We start from the raw sequence: 19626 nt of genomic DNA, 5'->3' as shown, positions 1-19626 counted from the left end.
AACTATTCAGCTCTATCCTTGCTACAGGATTCCCGACCCGGTGCTGAACAGATACAATATTGTTACCGATCACTGGAATAACGATCTATCAGAAAGGGGCAGCTAAAAAGCTGCCCCTTTCTGCCCTGCGACCACTAAGGGCTTGCCGTATGTCACAACTTTCCCACAGTGAAATTACCGCCCTGTTTCTTGCTCTGGGGCTGCTCCTTGCTTCAGCCCGACTATTGGGAGAGCTGGCACGGGCCACTGGCTTACCCGCCGTGCTCGGTGAAATTACGGCTGGGATATTGTGGGGGCCAACGGTATTCGGGAGCCTGTTTCCACAGTGGAGCGCCTTTCTTTTTCCCCTCTCCGGCGGCGGGGCCCTCGCATTTGATGGACTGATCACCCTGGCGATTACCTTGTTTTTGCTGGTAGCAGGGATGGAGATTGACCTGTCAACGGTATGGCGTCAGGGTAAGGTAGCTCTGTATGTCGCCCTACTGGGGATGTTCTTTCCCTTCGCTTTTGGTTTTATGGCCGGCTGGTGGGCCCCGGGATTGCTCGGTTTTCAGCAGGGGGCTCACCCCCTCGCCTTTGCCCTGTTTATGGCAACCGTCCTCTCGATCTCAGCCCTACCAATCATTGCCAAGATCCTGATGGATCTCAATATTTATCGGAGTGACCTGGGTGTTGTGATTATTGCCGCCGCCGTATTTAACGATCTGCTGGGTTGGCTGGTTTTTGCCATGGTGCTGGGGATGCTGGGGGTTGGGCAGATGATGCCCCTGGGCTATACCATCGGCATGACCCTGGTCTTTGTGCTGCTCATGATCCTGGTGATGCCGTTGCTGCTCAATCAGATTCTCCCCTGGGTTCAGGCGCACAGCAGTTGGCCGGGGGGAATTCTGGGATTCGCGCTTTCATTCTGCTTGCTGGCCGCTGCATTTACCGAATGGATCGGCATCCACGCTATTTTCGGATCGTTTCTTGCCGGTGTCGCCCTGGGTGATTCAAAACATCTGAACGAACGTACCCGCACCACCATCGAACAGTTTGTGTCTTTCATTTTTGCCCCGCTGTTTTTTGCCAGTATCGGGCTCAGGGTTAACTTTGTCGACAACTTTAACCTGTTGCTGACCCTGATCATCCTGCTGCTGGCCATGTCCGGTAAAATTCTGGGGAGCACCCTCGGAGCACGTTTGGGCGGACTGCCCCTACGTGAATCCCTGGGCGTCAGTTTTGGGATGAGTGCCCAAGGCACCATGGGAATCATTCTTGGGGTGCTGGCCCTGCAGTTTGAACTGATTTCCCAGGAGATATTTGTCAGCCTGGTAGTGATGGCGCTGGTAACCTCCCTCCTCAGTGGACCACTGATGCAGCGGGTACTGCGGCTGAAAAAAGCCAGACGCTTTGTCAACTTTTTTCCACCCCAGGGCTTTATCCTGCGACTCGATTCAAGGGATCGCTGGTCTGCCATCCATGAACTGGCCAAGCTGGCCGGTCCCTTGATCGATAAAACCTCCGAAGAAATCACCCGGGCGGTCTATGCCCGGGAAAAAATGATGGCAACCGGTATCGGCCAGGGGGTCGCTGTGCCCCACGCCCGCTTGCCGGGACTGGCCGCACCATTGGTGCTGGTCGGGCTGTCACCTGCCGGAATCGATTTTGATGCGCCGGATACAACCACCGCCAAGGTGATTTTTCTCATCCTGGCTCCCCAGGATGATGACGGGGTGCAGCTGGAAATTCTGGCTGATATCGCCGCAACCTTCAAGGTCGCCGAGATCCGCGAAAAAGTAGGCAATGTCAATAACTATGTCGAGTTTCTTGCCCTGGTGCGCAGCGCTCGCGGGCAGTAGTTGGATAGGAAGTCAAACGTCTGGTCTTGACTCACCCTGGTCTGCAGTTGTGGGAACGGGTCGGGCAGCTCGAGTTAGAACTGCTGGAGGATGGAGCGCGGATGGTATTATGAACAAGATCAGGCTGGAACAGCTAACATGAGTACCGGGCGGGATCGGACCTGGCTGACGCGCTATCACAAGGAACGCCGGAAAAATATCCTCGCCGGGCCGGGCCCCCACGAATTTGTCCTGGTTCTCGATCAGCTCAAGGCCGGGTTCAACGTGCCGAAAATCTTTCGCAGCGCCGAGGCCTTCGGCGCTGCTGCGGTTCATCTGATCAACATCGGCCCCTTTGATCCGGCTCCGGCCAAGGGTTCTTTTCGCAAGGTACCGGCTGTCTTTCACGAGGACTTTGGTGCCTGCTACCAGCTACTCAGCGACCAGGGTTACCGTTTTTTTCAACTCCGGGCAGACGCCGAAACCCCCTTGTACGAGGTTGATTTTCCTGCCAGAAGCGCTTTTATTTTCGGCCATGAGGAGTTCGGTTTCAGCTTCGGTCAGGACTCTTATGCAGACATTGAACCTCTGGCGATTCCCCAGTTCGGCTCGATCCATTGTTTGAATGTCAGTAACGCTGCGACCATTGCCATGTATGAATATGTCAGGCAGTTCAACTAGTTTCTGTCCGGGAACACCCCTTTTCCGCAAACTGCGCGTCAATCTTCGGTTTTGCTTGTGCGGCGCAAAGCACTCCGCCTCCGTACAAATTCTTGATATCCTTGACCTTGCGAAAAACTGCTCGGTTCCGGATCAGAAACTTACCAATTAGCCCCCTGCGCTTCCCATTAACCTCGTTGATAGGTTCCGATCAGTCGGTTCATGCCGATAATATGTGGCTCAAGTTCTTCCAGCAATTGCCACATATTCAACCCTTCGGGCAATGCTGTCGTGTTATCCAGCGCAAGGATCCAGAAATAATACTGATGGGTACCGTGGCCTTCCGGTGGCATGGGACCGCCATAACCTGCGTTGCCGAAATTGTTCTGCCCCTGAGTGTATGTCGATGCCCCTTCTTCCAGGCTGTGCACGTTGGCCGGGATGTTATACAACACCCAGTGAACAAAGCCATAGGTGCCATTGGGGGAGACCAGCGGTGCATCCGGGTCATGGCAGATGACAGCGAAGCCCTTGGTGCCGGCAGGCACATCAGTCCAGGCCAAAGGGGGTGAAACATCTACTCCTTCACCGGTGTACTTGGTTGGAATGTCACCAGAGTTCTTAAATGCACTACTTGTTAATTGCATAGCTGAGGGTGCGAATCCCATGGTCCAGGCCTCCTTTAAGATCGGTTGTTAACAGATACGTGGAACGGTCAGATATGGCGCCAAAGAGGCATGCACATACCACCAAGACGGCTGTTGTTGCACCAGGCTGTTCCTGGTGCGAAGCTGCGTCGAAAATTTAAACTACAGGTGATAAGGCGACGACAACCATCACCCTTATACCGGGATGGTTCAGACATCCGTATCGCGCCCAAAATTTCGGAATTCCTCAAGATTGCTGAATTCTCCCCAGGCAAGATACTCGTTGGGCGCGTTGACGAAATCATACAGGTTTTCAATGATGTTGTAATGCTTTTGCTCTTCTTCAATGACGCGCTGAAGCAGTTTTTTTACCTCCGGGCTGGATTCATGGGTCAAAGCTTCCTGGTAAACCCGCGCAGCCTCTGCCTCTATTTTCATGGCATGACGATAGGCATCGAGATTACCCTGAAGGTGGCTTACTACCGGTTTTTCCTGCATCAGTTTTTCAAAGGTGTTTTTGGCCTTGCTTAACGCCCCGCTATCCCTCATGGCAGCGCTATCAGGTCGTGCCTTCATCGATTGAAAGATTTCAACGTGTTTTTTTTCGTCAGCAGCCAGATCCAGAAAAATATTCCTGATACCTTCTATGTCGGTCTGCTCCGCCAGCTTCCGGTAATAACTTTCCGCGTCTGTTTCCATCTTTACCGCAAAATCAAAAATATCCATCGCTTTTCCTTTTTGCTGTAGAGTTTACCATTGAGCCTAATAATCGTATCAATAGCAGGGCTGCTGTCAAGATGTATGGAACGATCTCTTTGTCTCATCGATTCAAACCGCCGCACAGACCTTACGCCCTAGACCCCTTAAAGTCAGTGTCGCCAAAAAGCGCTTTTTAGTCTGGCGGAGGACTTGGAGCAAGGAAAACAGAGGGTTTTTCAATAGGGTTGGGCCGCACCGCATACAGAAAACTCACAACCGCTTAACAACCGCTTAACCTGAAACTGTTCTCCTGCGGTCAAAAAGGAGAACAATCCATGCATCCACCAGAAACCTGTTCCTTACCATTCAGTCTGCTTCAGCAACCCGCTTCATCTATCAGAACCCGGGCAAGTCAGGCCGCCGTTGATCTTGCTGAACTGATATTCGGACTTAAAACCTGCAACAAACTCTATCGACAGGTCAACCATGATGGCACGATGGCCAACTTTGTCGCTCAGGCGCTGAAAACCCTGGACGTTCGTTTCCATGTCGAACCGCAGGACATGATGCGCATTCCGGCAAGTGGGCCCTGTATTCTGGTCGCCAATCACCCCTACGGTGGACTAGAAGGACTGATTCTGTTTGATCTGATCAGCCGTATTCGCACTGATTTCAAGGTGATAGGTAATCGTCTGTTGGGCCGCCTGCCGGCCTTACGCTCACACTTGATCGCCGTTGATCCTTTTGGCACTGACCGTTCGACGCGAATCAACATTGCCCCCTTGCGACAGGCTCTTAAGTGTCTTGAACAGGGTGAGTTGCTGATTATTTTCCCGGCGGGGGAAGTTTCGTCCCGACAATCAAAAGCCTCCGGAGTTGTGGACCCGGTCTGGAGTGATTCCGTCGCCAGAATTGTCCGGCGCAGTAAGGCACCGGTTGTGCCGGTCTATTTTCCCGGCCACAATGGTCCTCTGTTCCAATGGGCGGGGAAAATCCATCCCCGGTTGCGTACCGCTCTGCTCCCACGGATGCTTCTGGAACAGCGTCACCAGCACAAGCAGATTGTTATCGGCCAGGTTATTTCTTCCCGTAGTTATTGTGAACTCAGGAGCAACCGTGAGCTGACGAATTATCTGCGGTTACGTACTTATGCCCTGGCAACCCGATTGCACACCAATACCCCCCTTGCCGGTGCCAGGGGTTCGAGATGTCAATCGATGATCCCGCCCATCGACAAGAATCAACTGACCCTGGAACTTGAGCAGTTAGCTGAAACACAAACCCTGACGGAAAATGACGAATTCCGGGTCTGTTATGCTTCTGCCGGGCAGATTCCCTGGATCCTGAACGAAATCGGACGCCTGCGGGAGGTGACATTCCGTGAGGTGGGAGAGGGAACGGGGAAAGCCTGCGACCTGGACAGGTTTGACGAAAGCTATGTCCACCTGTTTCTCTGGCACAAGGAGCGGCAGGAAGTGGCGGGGGCCTATCGTCTCGGCCATATCGACCGTATTCTGAATCAGAGCGGCCGTAAGGGACTGTACACCTGCTCATTGTTTTCTATGAAACCGGCATTACTCGAAGAACTGCATGCCGGACTGGAGCTGGGCCGCTCTTTTGTCCGCCTTGAATATCAGCGCTCCTTTGCCCCCTTGCTGCTGCTGTGGAAAGGGATCGGCCACTACCTGACCATCTTTCCACGCTACCGCTACCTGTTCGGACCGGTGAGCATTTCGCGCGACTACAGTTCGGCGGCAAAGCAATTGATAACGCAGGTTTTAACTGATCAATACCGTCTCAATGAACTGGCAGCGCTGGTGAACCCCAGAACGCCCCTGACGTTCAAACCCAAGCTGCTCGCCGGCCTTGAGCTGAAACAGCAGGCGTTTCTCAAAGATATCGATCATCTTTCAGTACTGGTCAGCGACATGGAAGCCGACGGCAAAGGCGTCCCGGTGCTGCTGCGTCACTACCTCAACCTCGGCGGCCAGATCCTCGCCTTCAATCGTGATCCCGATTTCAGTGATGTCATTGATGGGCTGCTGCTGGTCGATCTGCTTAAAGCCGATAAAAAGCAACTGCAACGCTATATGGGGAAGGAAGGGTATGCCGGCTATATGGCCTATCATGATGAGGCAAGGCAGGATTGCGCTTAAAAATACAGGGGCGGGATATTCCCGCTCCTACGGCTGGCGGCGGCGGATAACATCAACCAGTTTTTTCGCCTTTTTGCTGGTGTTGCGATAGTTCAGGACACCAAAGGCGCAGAAAATAACGACGATCGACAAGAAAAACAGCAGATCCATAACTTGTACTCCTGAAGGATAATGCTTCAGGAGTACAAGTTGCCGGTTAGAAGCGGGTTAGAGCCTGATGTGTTTTTGGTTATCGTTTTAACGCGGTCGTGGCAGCAACGACATCAACCCTTAAGCTTTTTGGCAATCCGCGCGACATGAGCCCCCTGGAAACGGGCTCCAGCCAGCTCATTGTCACTCGGCATCCGTTCTCCCTGGCCGCCGGTAATGGTTGACGCCCCGTAGGGTGAGCCACCGGTAATCTCGCTGTTGTCCATCTGTCCGGCAAAGGAATAGGGGAGTCCAACCACAACCATGCCGTGGTGCAGCAGGTTGGTGTGAAAATTGAGAATGGTCGACTCTTGGCCGCCGTGCTGGGTGGCGGAACTGACGAAGACGCTGCCGACCTTGCCGATCAATGACCCGTTGAACCACAGGCCGCCGGTCGCATCGAGGAACTGACGCATCTGTCCGCACATGTTACCGAAACGGGTCGGCGTACCGAAGATAATGCCGTCAGCTTCTGCCAGGTCATCCACCGTTGCCAGCGGAATATCCGCCATCGCCTTCTGTGCTTCAACCGCGCCCATCTTTTCCAGTACCTCATGGGGCAGAGTTTCCGGCACCCGTTTGATGACAGCCTCGCAGCCGTCGACTTCACGTACACCCTCTGCTACCGCTTCTGCCATTTTATAAATGTGACCATACATGCTGTAATGAACGATGAGAATTTTTGCCATGGTGTGCTCCTTCCTGGTTGCTTACTCCATCAATTTCGATCAGCTCAGATCAAATAATAGCACCTCGGCATGCTGTTGCTCGATCAGGGTCAGTTCTTTTTTTATTTTCCCGTGCCGCACCATCACCTTGCTGCAATCTGGGCGTTTTGCTGAAGGTCTGATGGTGAGCATGGTGACGCTCCTTATGGCGTCGATGATTGAGCCGTACATCTATTTGTTTACCAATATAGTCAGATATAGAATAGAATAAAAATATTTTATATGGATCAACTTCATAGTTAAAACCTATACTGTTCGACAGTTACAGTAAAATAAACGGGTAACTATTCTGCTGCTGTTCTTCGCACAGGATCGGGGATCCGGTGCGGAACAGAAACAAATAAACCCTACCAACACCTAAAGGGGGACACTCTTATGACCCTTGACCAACTCAGGATTCTGATCGCGATCGCTGATCAAGGCAGTGTCCTTGCTGCAGCGCGTGTATTGCTCCGTACTCAGCCAACCATCAGCGTCTCTATGCGCAAACTGGAAGACGAACTGGACCTCTCCCTCTTCGATCGCAGCAGCTACCGGGCACTACTGACGCCCCAGGGGGAACAGCTGTGTCAACATGCCCGCGAGATTCTTAAGCAGGTAGAACATTTTCGCGCCCGGGCGAAATATCTGGCAACCGGGTACGAGCCGTCAATCTCCCTGGCGATCGAGGCCGGCTACCCACTGCCCCAGATTCTGGGGGCATTGCGCAGATGCGAAAAGACCTACCCGGAAACCCGACTGCATCTGCAGACGGAAAACATCGGCGGTGCCCTTGATAAACTGCGACAAGGAGAGGTCGATCTGGCGATCAGTCCCTGGCTGGACGACATGCCGGAACTGGAATCGATTCCCTTGACCTTTACCACCCTGGTAACGGTTGCTACGCCCCGCTTTGTTCAGGATCATCAGATCAGTGATCTGGATGCCCTGAAACGACAGGTACAGATTGTCGTGCGCGACAGTGGCGATACCGGAACCGTCCGGTCACCCGGAACCCTGCCCGGCGGGCGGCACTGGGTGGTAAACGATCACTACAGTAAAAAAGAGCTGATCCTGGCGGGCATGGGTTGGGGCAAGCTGCAGGATTATCTGATGACGGATGAGCGTGCAACCGGAAAGCTGGACGTTCTTGAGGTCAACGGCTACCCCAGTCACAGTGTCATCGAAATGCGCGCCGTGCGCCGCCGCGACGAACCGGTCGGCCCGGTGGCTGAGGCGCTGTGGCTGGATTTGATACGATCAGGGGGGTAGCCGCTTCATTCCCCTCAATAATCCCGGCAACTTGACGCCTGTTGCCAAGTTTGGCAGTCTATACCAGCAGTTCATTGATATGAGCGGGGCAACAACCTTGTACCTCTGTTGTTTTTAGTGCCCCGGTTGAAAGGTAGCCACCATGACAGATTCCGAAAAACCCCTCTATTTGGCACTGATCAGTATCCATGGCTTGATCCGCGGCCACAACCTGGAGCTGGGTCGTGACGCTGATACCGGTGGCCAGACCCTGTATGTGCTGGAGCTGGCCCAGGCCCTGGCCGCGCGGGACGATGTCGACCGGGTTGATCTGATCACCCGTCGGGTCGTCGATCCGGCGGTTGACGCTGATTACGCTGAGCCGCTTGAAGAGGTTTCCGCCAAATTACGGATAATCCGTATCACCGCCGGCCCCGACGCGTATCTGCCGAAGGAGCAACTGTGGGACCATCTGCCCATCTTTGTTGATCAGCTCTCCGATTATTTTCGTGATCAGGAGCGCTGGCCCGATCTCTTCCACAGCCATTATGCCGATGCCGGCTGGGTGGGAGCACGCCTGGCCCAATTAACCGGAATCCCCCTGATTCATACCGGCCATTCTCTCGGGCGGGTCAAACGCAGACGTTTGCTGGCAGCCGGGCTAAGTCGAGAAGACATCGAACATCGCTATAACATGGCCAGACGCATCGAAGCCGAAGAGGTGACCCTGGCGACAGCGGAACGGGTGATTACCAGCACCCAGCAGGAAATCGAGGAACAGTACGAGCTCTATGATTATTATCAGCCGAAGCAGATGCGCGTAGTACCACCAGGAACCAATCTGGAACTTTTTACCGCGCCAACCGGCAAGGAATTCGACCTGCCGCAGTTTGCCCTGCTGACCCGGCACCTGAAAAATCCCCGACAACCGATCATTTTTGCCCTGTCCAGGCCGGACAAGCGTAAGAATATCACCAAACTGGTAGAGGCCTATGGGCAGAGTAAAAGGCTGCAGGATCTTGCCAATCTGGTGATTATTGCCGGCAACCGTGAGGACATTGACGACCTGGATGAAGGAGCTCGCGACCTTTTCTATGAAGTACTGGCAACGATTGACCGCTATGATCTCTATGGCAAAGTCGCCATTCCCAAGCAGCACCGGCGCGCTGATGTGCCGTTTTTCTATCGTATTGTGGCGGCGTCAAAAGGGATTTTTGTCAATCCGGCCCTGACCGAACCCTTTGGCCTGACCCTGATTGAAGCAGCGGCGTCCGGCCTGCCGATTGTCGCCACCCGGGACGGTGGCCCCCGGGATATTATCGGGAACTGTGATAACGGCTTTCTGATCGACCCCCTCGATCCGCAAGAAATTGCCGGCAAGTTACAGCAATTACTTGAAGACGAAGACCTCTGGCAGTCCTTTTCTCAAAAGGGTCTCAAAGGGGTTCGGGAACACTACTCGTGGCAGGCCCATGCCGACCGCTATCTGCACATGGTGACTCCGGTGATCAAGCGCTATGAACCGCTGGAAAGGGAACCCTTAAGTCGCAGGGACGCTCTTTACAGTGACCGCGCCCTGGTCAGTGGTCTTGATCAGAACCTGATCGGCGACGCATCTGCGCTGAAAGAACTGATGTCGCGGTTACGGCGTCAGCGCAAAAGCACGGCGTTTATTATTGCCACCGGACGGCGGCTTGACTCGGCCCTGGCCCTGATGAATAAACATGCCATCCCGGAACCTGATATTCTGATTACCAGTGGTGGCAGTGAAATCTACTATGCTCCGGAACTGGAACAGGATCAGGTCTGGGCCAAATACATCGATTTCCAATGGTCACCCCACAAGGTCCGCGAGGTCCTTACCGACTACCCCGGCTTGAAGCGTCAAGCCAAAATTGAGCAGAGCCGTTTCAAAGTCAGCTATTACATTGATCCGACGATGGCCGATGTTGATAAAATCCAGCGCCTGCTTCATCAGGAAGGACTGGCGGTCAATGCCATTATGAGTTTCGGCCAGTTTCTTGATATTCTACCGGCGCGCGCCTCCAAAGGGCTGGCGTTACGTTATGTGGCCGACCGTCGAGGAATTGAGCTGGAAAGGGTTCTGGCCGCCGGGGGGGCCGGTGCCGATGAGGACATGCTGTCCGGCACTACCCTGGCTGTGGTTGTCGCCAACCGCCACCACGAAGAACTGTCCGGTCTGGTGGACACCGAAAGAATCTATTTCGCCCGCCAGCCGCTGGCTGCCGGTATTCTTGAGGCGATGGACTATTACGACTTTTTCGGCGCCTGCCGCGATCCCCGAGAGCAGACCAATGGGAACGCATAAACCCCGATTGCTGTTGTGTACTGATCTGGATCGCACCCTGATTCCTAATGGCACCGCACCGGAAGACGCGCGGGCAAGGGAGCTGTTCAGTAAACTGTGCCGTCATCCCGGGGTAAGCCTGGCCTATGTCACCGGACGAGATCGCCGACTGGTGCTGGACGCAGTCAAAACCTACCAACTGCCGCAGCCCGATTACGCCCTGACCGATGTCGGTTCAACCATGTACCGGATTGTTGCCGGAACATGGCAACAGCTTGAAACCTGGAAGCACCACCTTTCGGTCTGTTGGCCGGAGGCAACAAGCCGGCGCGTCAGATCCCTGGTCGATCTGATATCCGGCCCGTGTCTGCAGGAAGAAACCAAGCAGAACAACTTCAAGGTCAGCTTTTATGTGCCGCTGCAGCTTGATATCGACCAGGTTATGGGGGACATTGACAACCAGTTACAGCGAGCAGGGATCGGGGCAAACCTGATCTGGAGCATTGATGAAGAGAAGGGCATCGGATTGCTCGATATCCTCCCGATTTGCGCGGATAAACGTCAGGCCATCCGATTTCTCCAGCAGCAGCTCGGCTTTGGTGACCAGGAGCTGGTATTCGCCGGTGACAGCGGCAATGATCTGCAGGTGGTCAACAGCGACATCCCCTCGATCCTGGTAGCCAATGCGGCCAGACCGATCAAAGAGGCGGCCTTAAGCTGGGCCCGGCAGAACGACCAGACTGACGCTCTGTATATCGCCAGGGGCGATCTATTGGCCATGAACGGCCATTACAGTGCCGGTATCCTTGAAGGGGTCTGCCACTTTCAACCGTCCTTCAGATCGTATTTAATGAAAGAGACAGCATGAGCGATCAACAGATTATCGTTTTTGGTGAAGTGTTATTCGACTGTTTTCCCACCGGTGAACAGATTCTCGGCGGGGCTCCTTTTAACGTCGCCTGGCATCTGGCTGCCCTGGGCGCTGATCCCTGCCTGGTGTCGGCCATCGGTGATGATGACCTGGGACGGCAGATTCTGTCCGCCATGAACAACTGGAATATGCGCACAGATGGCGTTCAGATCAACCGGGAGTATCCGACCGGCAGGGTCGAGGTGCAGATTGCTGACGGCCAGCCTGCTTATCAGATCAGCGAAGGTGTGGCCTATGATCACATTCGTGCGGACCTGCTGCCTGCCGGTGGCGCTGATGTTATTCTTTACCACGGGACCCTGGCTCTGCGTCATAAAGAGTCGCAAGAGACTTTTGATGCCCTCGCCGGCCGGCACGGATGCCGGCTCTTTGTTGATATCAACCTGCGCTCCCCCTGGTGGGAGAAAGGTGCGGTAATTCATCGTATCAAGCAAGCACGCTGGGCCAAAATGAACAGCGATGAACTGAGGGAACTGGGTTTTGATGATCCGGACACGACTGTCGCCATGGCCGAGTTGATGGCGCAAACCAACCTGGAACAGCTGATTGTAACCCGGGGCGCTGATGGGGCCCTGGTGCGCACCCGTACCGGAGAACTTATCCCGGTGGCGGCTCCTCCCATCAAACGTTATATCGACACGGTCGGTGCCGGGGATGCATTTTCTGCCGTTTATCTGCATGGACTGATGACCGGTCGAGCGATTGAGAAGAATATTGCCCTGGCCCAACAACTTGCTGCCAACGTCATTGGTATGCGCGGAGCAATACCCACCGATGCAACCCTCTATCACCCACTGACAACGACAGGCTGTGACCATGTATGAACAGGTTTCCCATGCTCTGCTGAATGATATTCTCAATCGTCTCAATGAGGAAATCTGCGAAGAGGATCTGCGCCATTTCTACACCCGTCTGGGCGCCAACTTTTACGCCATCCACTCGCTTTTTTTTCGTCTCTATGGCGATCGCCCTGATTTTACCGATCAGGCCCAGCGTCTGGTTGAAACCATGGCCCGCCAGTATATTTGCCGACCACAGATATTACGCGCTATCGATATCGAACGGGAGCGCGATTTCAGCTGGTTTCTGCACCAGAAATGGATCGGCATGGCTCTGTACAGTGAGGGCTTTGCCGGAAACTTAAGTGGCGTAACAGAGCGGCTGTCCTATTTTCAGGAGCTGGGCATCAATCTGATCCATATCATGCCGGTGCTGAAGTGCCCTGAAGGACGCAGTGATGGTGGCTATGCCATCAGTGATTTTCGTGCCATCGATCCCCGCGTCGGGACCCTGGAGGATGTCCAGCAGCTGGCTGAACAGGCCCGCCGGCGCGGGATTCTGCTGACCCTTGATGTGGTGCTGAATCACACCTCCAATGAGCATGAATGGGCATGTCGTGCTCGTGCCGGCGAAAGCCATTACCGCGACTATTATTTCACTTACCCCAACCGTAATGTTCCCGACATGTTTGAACAGAGTATGCCGGAGATCTTCCCTGAAACGGCCCCCGGCAACTTCACTTGGGACGAGACCATGGAACGCTGGGTGATGACGGTGTTCAATGACTATCAGTGGGATCTGAATTACAGCAACCCGGCGGTCTTTATTGAAATGCTCGATATTGTTCTGTATTGGGCCAATCAGGGAGCCGATATCCTGCGCCTTGATGCCGTCGCCTTTTTATGGAAGAAGATCGGCAGCACCTGCCAGAATGAGCGCGAAGCGCATCTGATTCTGCAATTGATGAAAGACTGCGCCCAGGTCACGGCGCCCGGCGTCCTGTTTATTGCCGAAGCGATTGTCGCCCCGGTCGAGGTGATCAAATACTTTGGTGAAGATGCGGTCATCGCCAAGGAGTGTGAAATCGCCTATAACGCCACCTTTATGGCGCTGTTGTGGGACGCGGTGGCAACCAAAAACGCGAAACTGCTCAATCAGGGGATCAAAAACCTGCCGGTCAAACTGGAGCGCGCTACCTGGCTCAACTATGTGCGCTGTCATGACGATATCGGCTTAGGCTTTGACGATCGCGATATCGACCTGGCCGGTTATGACCCGGCCAATCATCGTCAGTATCTGGTCGACTATTTTACCGGCCACTATGCCGAGTCTCACGCCCGCGGTCTGCCCTTCGGTCAGAATCACCGAACCGGCGACAGCCGGATTTCCGGTTCCCTTGCCTCACTGGTGGGCCTTGAATATGCCCTTGAAACCAGTGACGATATAGCCACCCAGGATGCTATCAGTATCATTCTTCTGCTCCACGCAATGATCATGTCCTTCGGTGGTATTCCCCTGCTGTATTATGGTGATGAAATCGGCACGGTCAACGATGATGCCTACCTGAGGGACCCACACAAGGCAACGGATACCCGCTGGATCCATCGTCCGACCATCGACTGGGAAAAGGCGGCCCGTCGCAATCAGTCGGGAACCATTGAATACCGGATTTTCACTGCCCTGAAAAGGATGATTGCGGTACGTGGTGAAATCAGCGTCTTCGCCGATTTTAACAATCGTGAATTGATTGAGGTGGAAAACCCCAACCTGTTTGTCTTTGAACGTTATAACTGGCTCAGTCGCCGTGATTCGGTTCTGATAGTGGCCAACTTTAACCGTCAGCCCCACTCTCTGAACCTTGATGAAATGGCAACCTGGGGCACCATCGATTTCAGTCGACTCACCGATCTGTACAGCGGCGGCCAACCCGACATGGTAAATCATACATTGGTTGTGCCGGGTTTCAGTTTTTACTGGCTTGCGGAAAAGTAATTCCTGCGCCTGCGCATCTTGTTTTATTTGAGCAGGGGCTCACGGAACAAAACCGCGTACACTAATGGTTAAGCTGCGCTTAAAACATCACAAACCGGGCATTTGCGCTGCCGGTGAGAGCTGCTCCACTCCTTCAGGCACCTCAAACACAAACTCGGTGTCAGCGGGATCAAGATTCCAGCCCACATCGACAAAGGTGATCCGGGTCAGGTTGTCCTGCGGATCAGTCACCTGGGTTGCCACCAGGGGAAACACCTGGGGGTTGCCGCCCTGGTGGCTTTCCGCTACCGCCTGCTGATTGACAATCACCTCGATCCGCTTAAAAAATTGCGAAGGGCGCTTCGGGGTCAGCAACAGGATGTAATCCCCAGCTTCGTTACGGCGACTCTTGCCCCAGGCGATGGCAAAATTCTGCGCCAGATCCCCTAGGCCAGTGAAAAAGGCCGCCGGGTTATCACCATATTCAGCCTCAACCTCACCGACTTCGCTGACAATCACCTGCCGGTTTTCCGGTACATAGACCCACAGGGTGGTGCCGTCGGACAGAACCTGTTGCTCATTGGGCAAGCGATAGTCCCAGCGAAACTTGGGCATGACCGAGCCGGTGCGGGATTGTGGGGGGAATTTAAACCATACCTTGCCTTCGCCGCGCTGCACGCGATCAATGGCAACGACCGTTGATAACTGGACAAAGTCGGCAGCAAAATCGCGTATCTGTTGCTCAGCCGGGGTCGATACCTTAAAAGGTGTCTCCAACGCCCTGAGAACATTGGTTAATTCTTCGTCGGCTATGGCCGGCAAAGAACCAGCAACCAATAACAGCCATGAAAGTAGCAGCGCCATCAACTTCATAAAGTGTGTTCTCCTTTAAAATACAACGCCTACATCATAACACTTTTCCTGGCCTGCGTGCGTACCGCAAGCGTTATCACAAATCACCAAAGGAGGAGACACCGTCGTCATTGTTATGCAGGTTGATAAAAACCCCCGCCCTGGCGGCATCCGTGCCACCAGCCGGAGCAACCAAAAGCAGCGGCAACGCGTACATATCTTCGGCCCGCCCGGAATCTATTTGGCAAGGGCCTCCAAGGTGCAGATCAGGTACTCCGGGTAAACCACCACGGCCACACAATGACTCGAGGGCGCCGAGAAAAGCTGAAGCAACGATATTTCCCGCCTCCCTTAATGCCGAACGAGCCATTTCATTGAAACCCGACCTTATCGTGCCATCCCCGGTCAGGGCAGTGACTAATTGCTGCGCTGCCTGATTATCCAGCGCCAGAATAATGGTTCCGGAAATTCTGCCGGACAAACTCAAGGCAATCTGGACACCGTCACAGCGCAGCTGCTGCCAACAGGAGCGAGCAGCAGATGAGCGGATAAAATCCTGACTTTTCAGCACCAGTGAACCTTGCGGCAGCATCTGCCCGAAGCTTACCAGGGCAGAACGGATTCCGGTTTCGATCAGGCGACTGTCCGTAAATAGTTCACTTGTCTGGCCGGCAATCATCATACCTCTTTTTTTCGGCGCTCTAGCAGGGATTGCAAGTCCAGCAAAAAGACCACCTGACCATTACCCAGAATAGTCCCTCCGGCACAACCGGGACTTTGGTCAAAGGGGGGTGCCAGGCGCTGGACAAAGACTTCCTGCTGGCCGATCAAGCGATCTACAACCAGGCCGATGCGACGCCCCAGGACTTCTGTCACCACCAGGGAAAGAGAATCTTTTTTTGTGCCCTTGGATTGCTTAAGGATTTTTCGCAAAGAAAGCAGCGGAATAAAAGCGTCCTGATAATGAACCATCAGCTGCTTACCACTACTGTGGATTTCCGCCGGGCTGATTTCAACCGCCTGGATGACACGAGTAATCGGAATGGCCATCGACATGCCGGCCGATTCGATCAACAGCACGCGGATAATCGCCAGCGACAGTGGCAACTTAAGGGTGATACTGGTACCTTCTCCCGGGGTCGAGTCGATCAACACCAGGCCGCCAATCGCCTCTATTGCAGTCTTGACAACATCCATACCAACACCACGACCGGAGATACCGGTAACCGTATCAGCGGTTGAAAAACCGGGCTGACAGATCAACTGATACAGATCGTAATCACGGACGGTCTTCACCTGGGCGCTGCTCAAGAGTCCACGCTCCCGCGCGATACGACGAATGGTCTGCGGATCAATGCCGCTACCATCATCTGCCACCTGAACCAGGACCTGATCCCGATCACGCCAGGCTTTAAGGCTGATGACCCCCTGATCTTTATCCCTGAAGCCATGATCAACGGCATTACGCACCATGTGGATCAATGGATCAACCAGCTCTTCGACGATCGCCCGATCTATTTCAATATCGGCACCGTCGATCTGTAGTTCAATTTTCTTAGCGCTGCTTCGGGCCAGATCGTGAACAATCCGCGACAACCGGGAAAACAGCGCCCGCAGCGACACCATGCGCACCTGTAACACCTGATGATGAAGGTTCTTGACCAGGCGCGACAATTGTCCCACCCCATCGTCCAGCCCTTGCACGTGCTGCTGCTTAAGGGCATCCTGCAACTGATAACGGGTGGTTATCAATTCGCCGGTCAGATTAATCAGTTGATCAAGACGCTCGGTACTGACCCGCACACTGGCACTTTTTTGGCGGCGCTCTCCCAGACCACTGGTGGCCGGCGGCTTGGGAAAGGAAATTTCCTCGACATCGCTATACCTGGCCAGCTGTGCATGCATCTCTTGCCGCGTCAGACGGGGGCGTAACTGCACCAGCAAACGTGCATCTACCTTGTCGTTCAGAATCTGCTCGAGAGACGGCCAGGATTTCAGCACGGTACCGAAATCGCTACATTTTTTCAGCAAAACCAGCAATCTCGGAGCTGCTACGGGGACCGTTTCAGCAAGGTCAATCTGCACCAGGAGCGGCTCCGCAGCAATCTGGTCACCTTCTTCTTTTTCCGGCACCATCTGGCTCATCGGAACATCGGATGGCACCTGTGGGTTCAGCGTCTGCAGATACGTCTCAACCCTGCGCTCTTCTCGCCCCTGGCTGATATCATCATGCAGGGCCTCCAGCAGGTCGACCCCTGCCAGCAACTGATCAATTTCAACGCTGCTGACCGAACCCCGTTTACGACACTTATCCAGGTCATCTTCGAGACGATGGGCCAGGCGGGCAGTTTCCGCGTATTCCATCGTCGCAGCCATCCCCTTGATCGAGTGAGCTTCCCGAAACAGGGCATCGATCTCGTGATGATTTTCCGGTTCGTTATCAAGGCGCAACAGTATTTCAGACATGGCCTGCAGATGCTCAGCCGTTTCAGCCAGATACATGTTGCGATATTTTTCTTTATCCATCTGTTTATCCAGTGGGTTTAGACAACATAATCAGGACGCAACGACACGTTCCGCCACTTCAAGAACCTGATCACTCTGGAACGGCTTGACAATAAAATCCCGGGCACCGGCGGTGATCGCATCGAGGATCAGATGTTTCTGCCCCAATGCGCTGCACACCACCACCCGCGCCTGTGCTTCCAGCTGCAGGATGGCTTTTAGTGCCTCTATTCCACCCATAACCGGCATCACGATATCCATGGTGACCAGATCAGGGCGCTGCTGCTGATAAATAGCCACCGCCTGTTCCCCGTTTTCAGCTTCTCCCACAATTTCCCATCCCGCCTGGGAAAAAATATCTGTCAGCATCTTGCGCATAAAGAGCGCATCATCGACAACCAGAACGCGTCCGGGCATTACTTTCTCCTTATTTGACACAGGTTGCTTCTATCGCTGCTACGACATAATGGAGATCGAGCAGGCTGATCATGTCATTCTTCCAGGTGAACAGGCTGCGAACCGAGGGCTCTTTGACCCCCGCATCGGCATCTTTGACAAAGCCCTTATCCAGCCCGATCAATGGCCGCAATCGATCAACGGCCAAAGCGAAAGGGCCATAGTGGTTGGCCAGAACAATGATGCGTGGGCTCCCCTGAGGGCTGTCAAAACCCAGCAGACAAGGCAAATCAACCACCGGTACGATACGCCCATGGAACGCAATGGCACCACTGACCGTTGCCGGCGCAGCAGGGAAGGGGTGCAGGTGAGGCGTTTCGACAATCTCCTGGATATCGATCAGTTCCAACGCATAGATTTCGTTGCCAACCTCAAAAGGGAGCAACTGCATCACGGTGCCGTCCGTTCATGGTCGCTGCCCAGGTTAAAACGGCGGACCGAGGTCAACAGCTCTTCCGCCAGGCGCGACAGACGCTGTGAGGCAAAAGACATTTCTTCCATCGACGCGGTCTGTTCTTCAGTTGCCGCAGACACCTCTTCGGTCGAGGCAGCGTTATCTTCAGCGACCCGGGCAATCTCTTCGATCGCTTCTACAATAGCCTGTGCCCCGCGACTCTGCTTCTCGGTCAGATCACGGATATCGATGGAGCGCTCCTGCGCTGCCTCCGCCTTGGAAATGATCGATTTGAAGGCGTTGCCGGTAACATCCACCGCTTCGCGGCCGGCATCGATAGACTTGACACTCTGTGCCATGGACAGCTGGACCTTTTGACTCTGCTCCCGGGTTTTTTCAATCAGCCGGCTAATCTCGGCCGCTGAGTTGCTGGTGCTGTCCGCAAGTTTGCTGACCTCTTCCGCCACTACCGCAAAACCATGGCCGTATTCCCCCGCGCGAGCCGCTTCAATGGTTGCATTCAGGGCCAGCAGGTTGGTCTTCTGGGCAATACCGGTGATGACATCGATAATCGAGCCGATCTTTTGTACCTGCTCGCTGAAATCAACGATCATGGTGCCGTTCTCTTCAATCTGACTGAGCACCTGTTTCATGTTGTCCAGTGCCTTGCTGGTCAAGCCTTCTCCCTCACGCGCTGAGAGGGTTGTCTGTTCCGCTGATTCCGTCAATTTACCCGACGACCCGGCCACCAGCTCAATCTGCTCGGCCATTTCGCGCACTACCCGTGACACCCGTTCAACCATCTCCGCCTGAGTTTCGGCACCGCGGCTGATCTGCTCAATCGAACCGGCTACTTCGTGGGCGGTGGCCGTCATTTCCTCGGAGGTGGTAGCTAACGCCATGGAGGACTCATTGACATTCAGGGCGCTGCCGCGCATCTGACCAACCAGGTTACGCAGACTGTCGACAACCAGATTCAGGGAGTTGGACAGATCTTCTGTTTCGTCGCTGAACAACCCTTTGTGGAGGCGTACTTTACGGCTTAAATCACCATGACTGAGGCGATCAGCACCATCGGTAAGAATCTTGATATTGGCGGTAAAGGCCCTGGAAAAAAGCCAGCCGAAAATCAGCCCAACCAGCAAGGCGCCAATCACAGTGATGAACTGATGCGTCCATTCAGGGGCATCGAGTCGTGGCACCAGCAGATTCAGCAGCACAACCGACGCCACCACAAAAATAAAGCCGATAACAAACTTATAGCTGATCTCTACACGCATCTTCTTCCTCCACCTTGACA

At 54.2% G+C, this 19626-nt stretch carries 19 protein-coding genes; 8 read left to right on the top strand and 11 right to left on the bottom strand.

The features are described from left to right. Positions 1 to 149: 149 nt before the first annotated feature. Together ICT70_RS04435 and ICT70_RS04430 are read left to right on the top strand one after the other, a co-directional pair. Positions 150 to 1841 (top strand): cation:proton antiporter domain-containing protein, encoded by a 1692-nt coding sequence (locus tag ICT70_RS04435; RefSeq protein WP_191154194.1) that lies wholly within the window; start codon positions 150 to 152, stop codon positions 1839 to 1841. A gap of 138 nt (positions 1842 to 1979) precedes the next feature. Further along, a complete protein-coding gene (locus tag ICT70_RS04430) occupies positions 1980 to 2501 on the top strand; it encodes a TrmH family RNA methyltransferase (protein ID WP_191154193.1) in 522 nt (173 codons plus the stop codon). A 167-nt stretch (positions 2502 to 2668) separates the two neighbouring features. Here the strand turns inward: ICT70_RS04430 and ICT70_RS04425 are convergent, their stop codons facing one another. Then, complete coding sequence (locus ICT70_RS04425; RefSeq protein WP_191154192.1) at positions 2669 to 3148, bottom strand: YbhB/YbcL family Raf kinase inhibitor-like protein; 480 nt, start codon at positions 3146 to 3148, stop codon at positions 2669 to 2671. Positions 3149 to 3337: 189 nt separating this feature from the next. Continuing rightward, positions 3338 to 3853, bottom strand: coding sequence for a ferritin-like domain-containing protein (locus ICT70_RS04420; protein ID WP_191154191.1), 516 nt, complete (start codon positions 3851 to 3853; stop codon positions 3338 to 3340). A 308-nt stretch (positions 3854 to 4161) separates the two neighbouring features. Between ICT70_RS04420 and ICT70_RS04415 the strand changes: the two genes are divergently transcribed. Then, a complete protein-coding gene (locus ICT70_RS04415; protein ID WP_191154190.1) occupies positions 4162 to 5982 on the top strand; it encodes a lysophospholipid acyltransferase family protein in 1821 nt (606 codons plus the stop codon). A 27-nt stretch (positions 5983 to 6009) separates the two neighbouring features. Here the strand turns inward: ICT70_RS04415 and ICT70_RS15080 are convergent, their stop codons facing one another. From ICT70_RS15080 to ICT70_RS15075, 3 genes are all read right to left on the bottom strand, one after another. After that, positions 6010 to 6132, bottom strand: a complete 123-nt coding sequence (locus ICT70_RS15080; protein ID WP_272977227.1) for a hypothetical protein — start codon at positions 6130 to 6132, stop codon at positions 6010 to 6012. A 113-nt stretch (positions 6133 to 6245) separates the two neighbouring features. Continuing rightward, positions 6246 to 6860, bottom strand: a complete 615-nt coding sequence (gene wrbA / locus ICT70_RS04410) for an NAD(P)H:quinone oxidoreductase (protein WP_191154189.1) — start codon at positions 6858 to 6860, stop codon at positions 6246 to 6248. A 39-nt stretch (positions 6861 to 6899) separates the two neighbouring features. Then, positions 6900 to 7031: a hypothetical protein gene (locus ICT70_RS15075; protein WP_272977226.1), complete on the bottom strand. Its 132-nt coding sequence runs from the start codon at positions 7029 to 7031 to the stop codon at positions 6900 to 6902. Between the two features lie 243 nt (positions 7032 to 7274). Between ICT70_RS15075 and ICT70_RS04405 the strand changes: the two genes are divergently transcribed. The 5 genes from ICT70_RS04405 to ICT70_RS04385 all read left to right on the top strand — a co-directional run bounded on the left by ICT70_RS04405 (position 7275) and on the right by ICT70_RS04385 (position 14140). Beyond that, positions 7275 to 8150, top strand: coding sequence for a LysR family transcriptional regulator (locus ICT70_RS04405; protein ID WP_191154188.1), 876 nt, complete (start codon positions 7275 to 7277; stop codon positions 8148 to 8150). A gap of 142 nt (positions 8151 to 8292) precedes the next feature. Beyond that, positions 8293 to 10458, top strand: a complete 2166-nt coding sequence (locus ICT70_RS04400; RefSeq protein ID WP_191154187.1) for an HAD family hydrolase — start codon at positions 8293 to 8295, stop codon at positions 10456 to 10458. Continuing rightward, the gene (locus ICT70_RS04395; protein WP_191154186.1) at positions 10445 to 11305 is read left to right on the top strand and encodes an HAD-IIB family hydrolase; all 861 of its coding nucleotides are present in this window, start codon (positions 10445 to 10447) and stop codon (positions 11303 to 11305) included. Before ICT70_RS04400 ends, ICT70_RS04395 begins: the two co-directional genes overlap by 14 nt. Beyond that, positions 11302 to 12192 carry a PfkB family carbohydrate kinase gene (locus tag ICT70_RS04390; RefSeq protein WP_191154185.1) on the top strand — a complete coding sequence of 297 codons (891 nt, stop codon included), beginning with the start codon at positions 11302 to 11304 and terminating at the stop codon, positions 12190 to 12192. Before ICT70_RS04395 ends, ICT70_RS04390 begins: the two co-directional genes overlap by 4 nt. Beyond that, complete coding sequence (locus tag ICT70_RS04385) at positions 12185 to 14140, top strand: alpha-amylase family glycosyl hydrolase (protein ID WP_191154184.1); 1956 nt, start codon at positions 12185 to 12187, stop codon at positions 14138 to 14140. The genes ICT70_RS04390 and ICT70_RS04385 overlap by 8 nt, the downstream gene beginning before the upstream one ends. An 87-nt stretch (positions 14141 to 14227) precedes the next feature. On the opposite strand, the gene ICT70_RS04380 is transcribed toward ICT70_RS04385, so the two are convergent. From ICT70_RS04380 to ICT70_RS04355, 6 genes are all read right to left on the bottom strand, one after another. Next, positions 14228 to 14992 carry a LolA family protein gene (locus tag ICT70_RS04380; protein ID WP_191154183.1) on the bottom strand — a complete coding sequence of 255 codons (765 nt, stop codon included), beginning with the start codon at positions 14990 to 14992 and terminating at the stop codon, positions 14228 to 14230. A 76-nt stretch (positions 14993 to 15068) separates the two neighbouring features. Further along, entirely contained in the window at positions 15069 to 15653 is a 585-nt protein-coding gene (locus ICT70_RS04375; RefSeq protein ID WP_191154182.1) for a chemotaxis protein CheC, read from the bottom strand. Continuing rightward, positions 15650 to 17497 carry a chemotaxis protein CheA gene (locus ICT70_RS04370; RefSeq protein ID WP_191154181.1) on the bottom strand — a complete coding sequence of 616 codons (1848 nt, stop codon included), beginning with the start codon at positions 17495 to 17497 and terminating at the stop codon, positions 15650 to 15652. Before ICT70_RS04370 ends, ICT70_RS04375 begins: the two co-directional genes overlap by 4 nt. Before the next feature lie 30 nt (positions 17498 to 17527). After that, on the bottom strand, positions 17528 to 17893 hold the full coding sequence (locus ICT70_RS04365) for a response regulator (protein WP_191154180.1): 366 nt from the start codon (positions 17891 to 17893) through the stop codon (positions 17528 to 17530). Between the two features lie 10 nt (positions 17894 to 17903). After that, complete coding sequence (locus tag ICT70_RS04360; RefSeq protein ID WP_224746833.1) at positions 17904 to 18323, bottom strand: chemotaxis protein CheW; 420 nt, start codon at positions 18321 to 18323, stop codon at positions 17904 to 17906. Next, positions 18323 to 19606 carry a methyl-accepting chemotaxis protein gene (locus ICT70_RS04355; RefSeq protein WP_191154178.1) on the bottom strand — a complete coding sequence of 428 codons (1284 nt, stop codon included), beginning with the start codon at positions 19604 to 19606 and terminating at the stop codon, positions 18323 to 18325. The genes ICT70_RS04360 and ICT70_RS04355 overlap by 1 nt, the downstream gene beginning before the upstream one ends. Positions 19607 to 19626: the final 20 nt, after the last annotated feature.

The organism is Pelovirga terrestris (assembly GCF_014773365.1).
Classification (GTDB): domain Bacteria; phylum Desulfobacterota; class Desulfuromonadia; order Desulfuromonadales; family Geopsychrobacteraceae; genus Pelovirga; species Pelovirga terrestris.
Note: the sequence above shows the minus strand (reverse complement) of the source record. Positions and strands in the feature narration are given on the sequence as shown.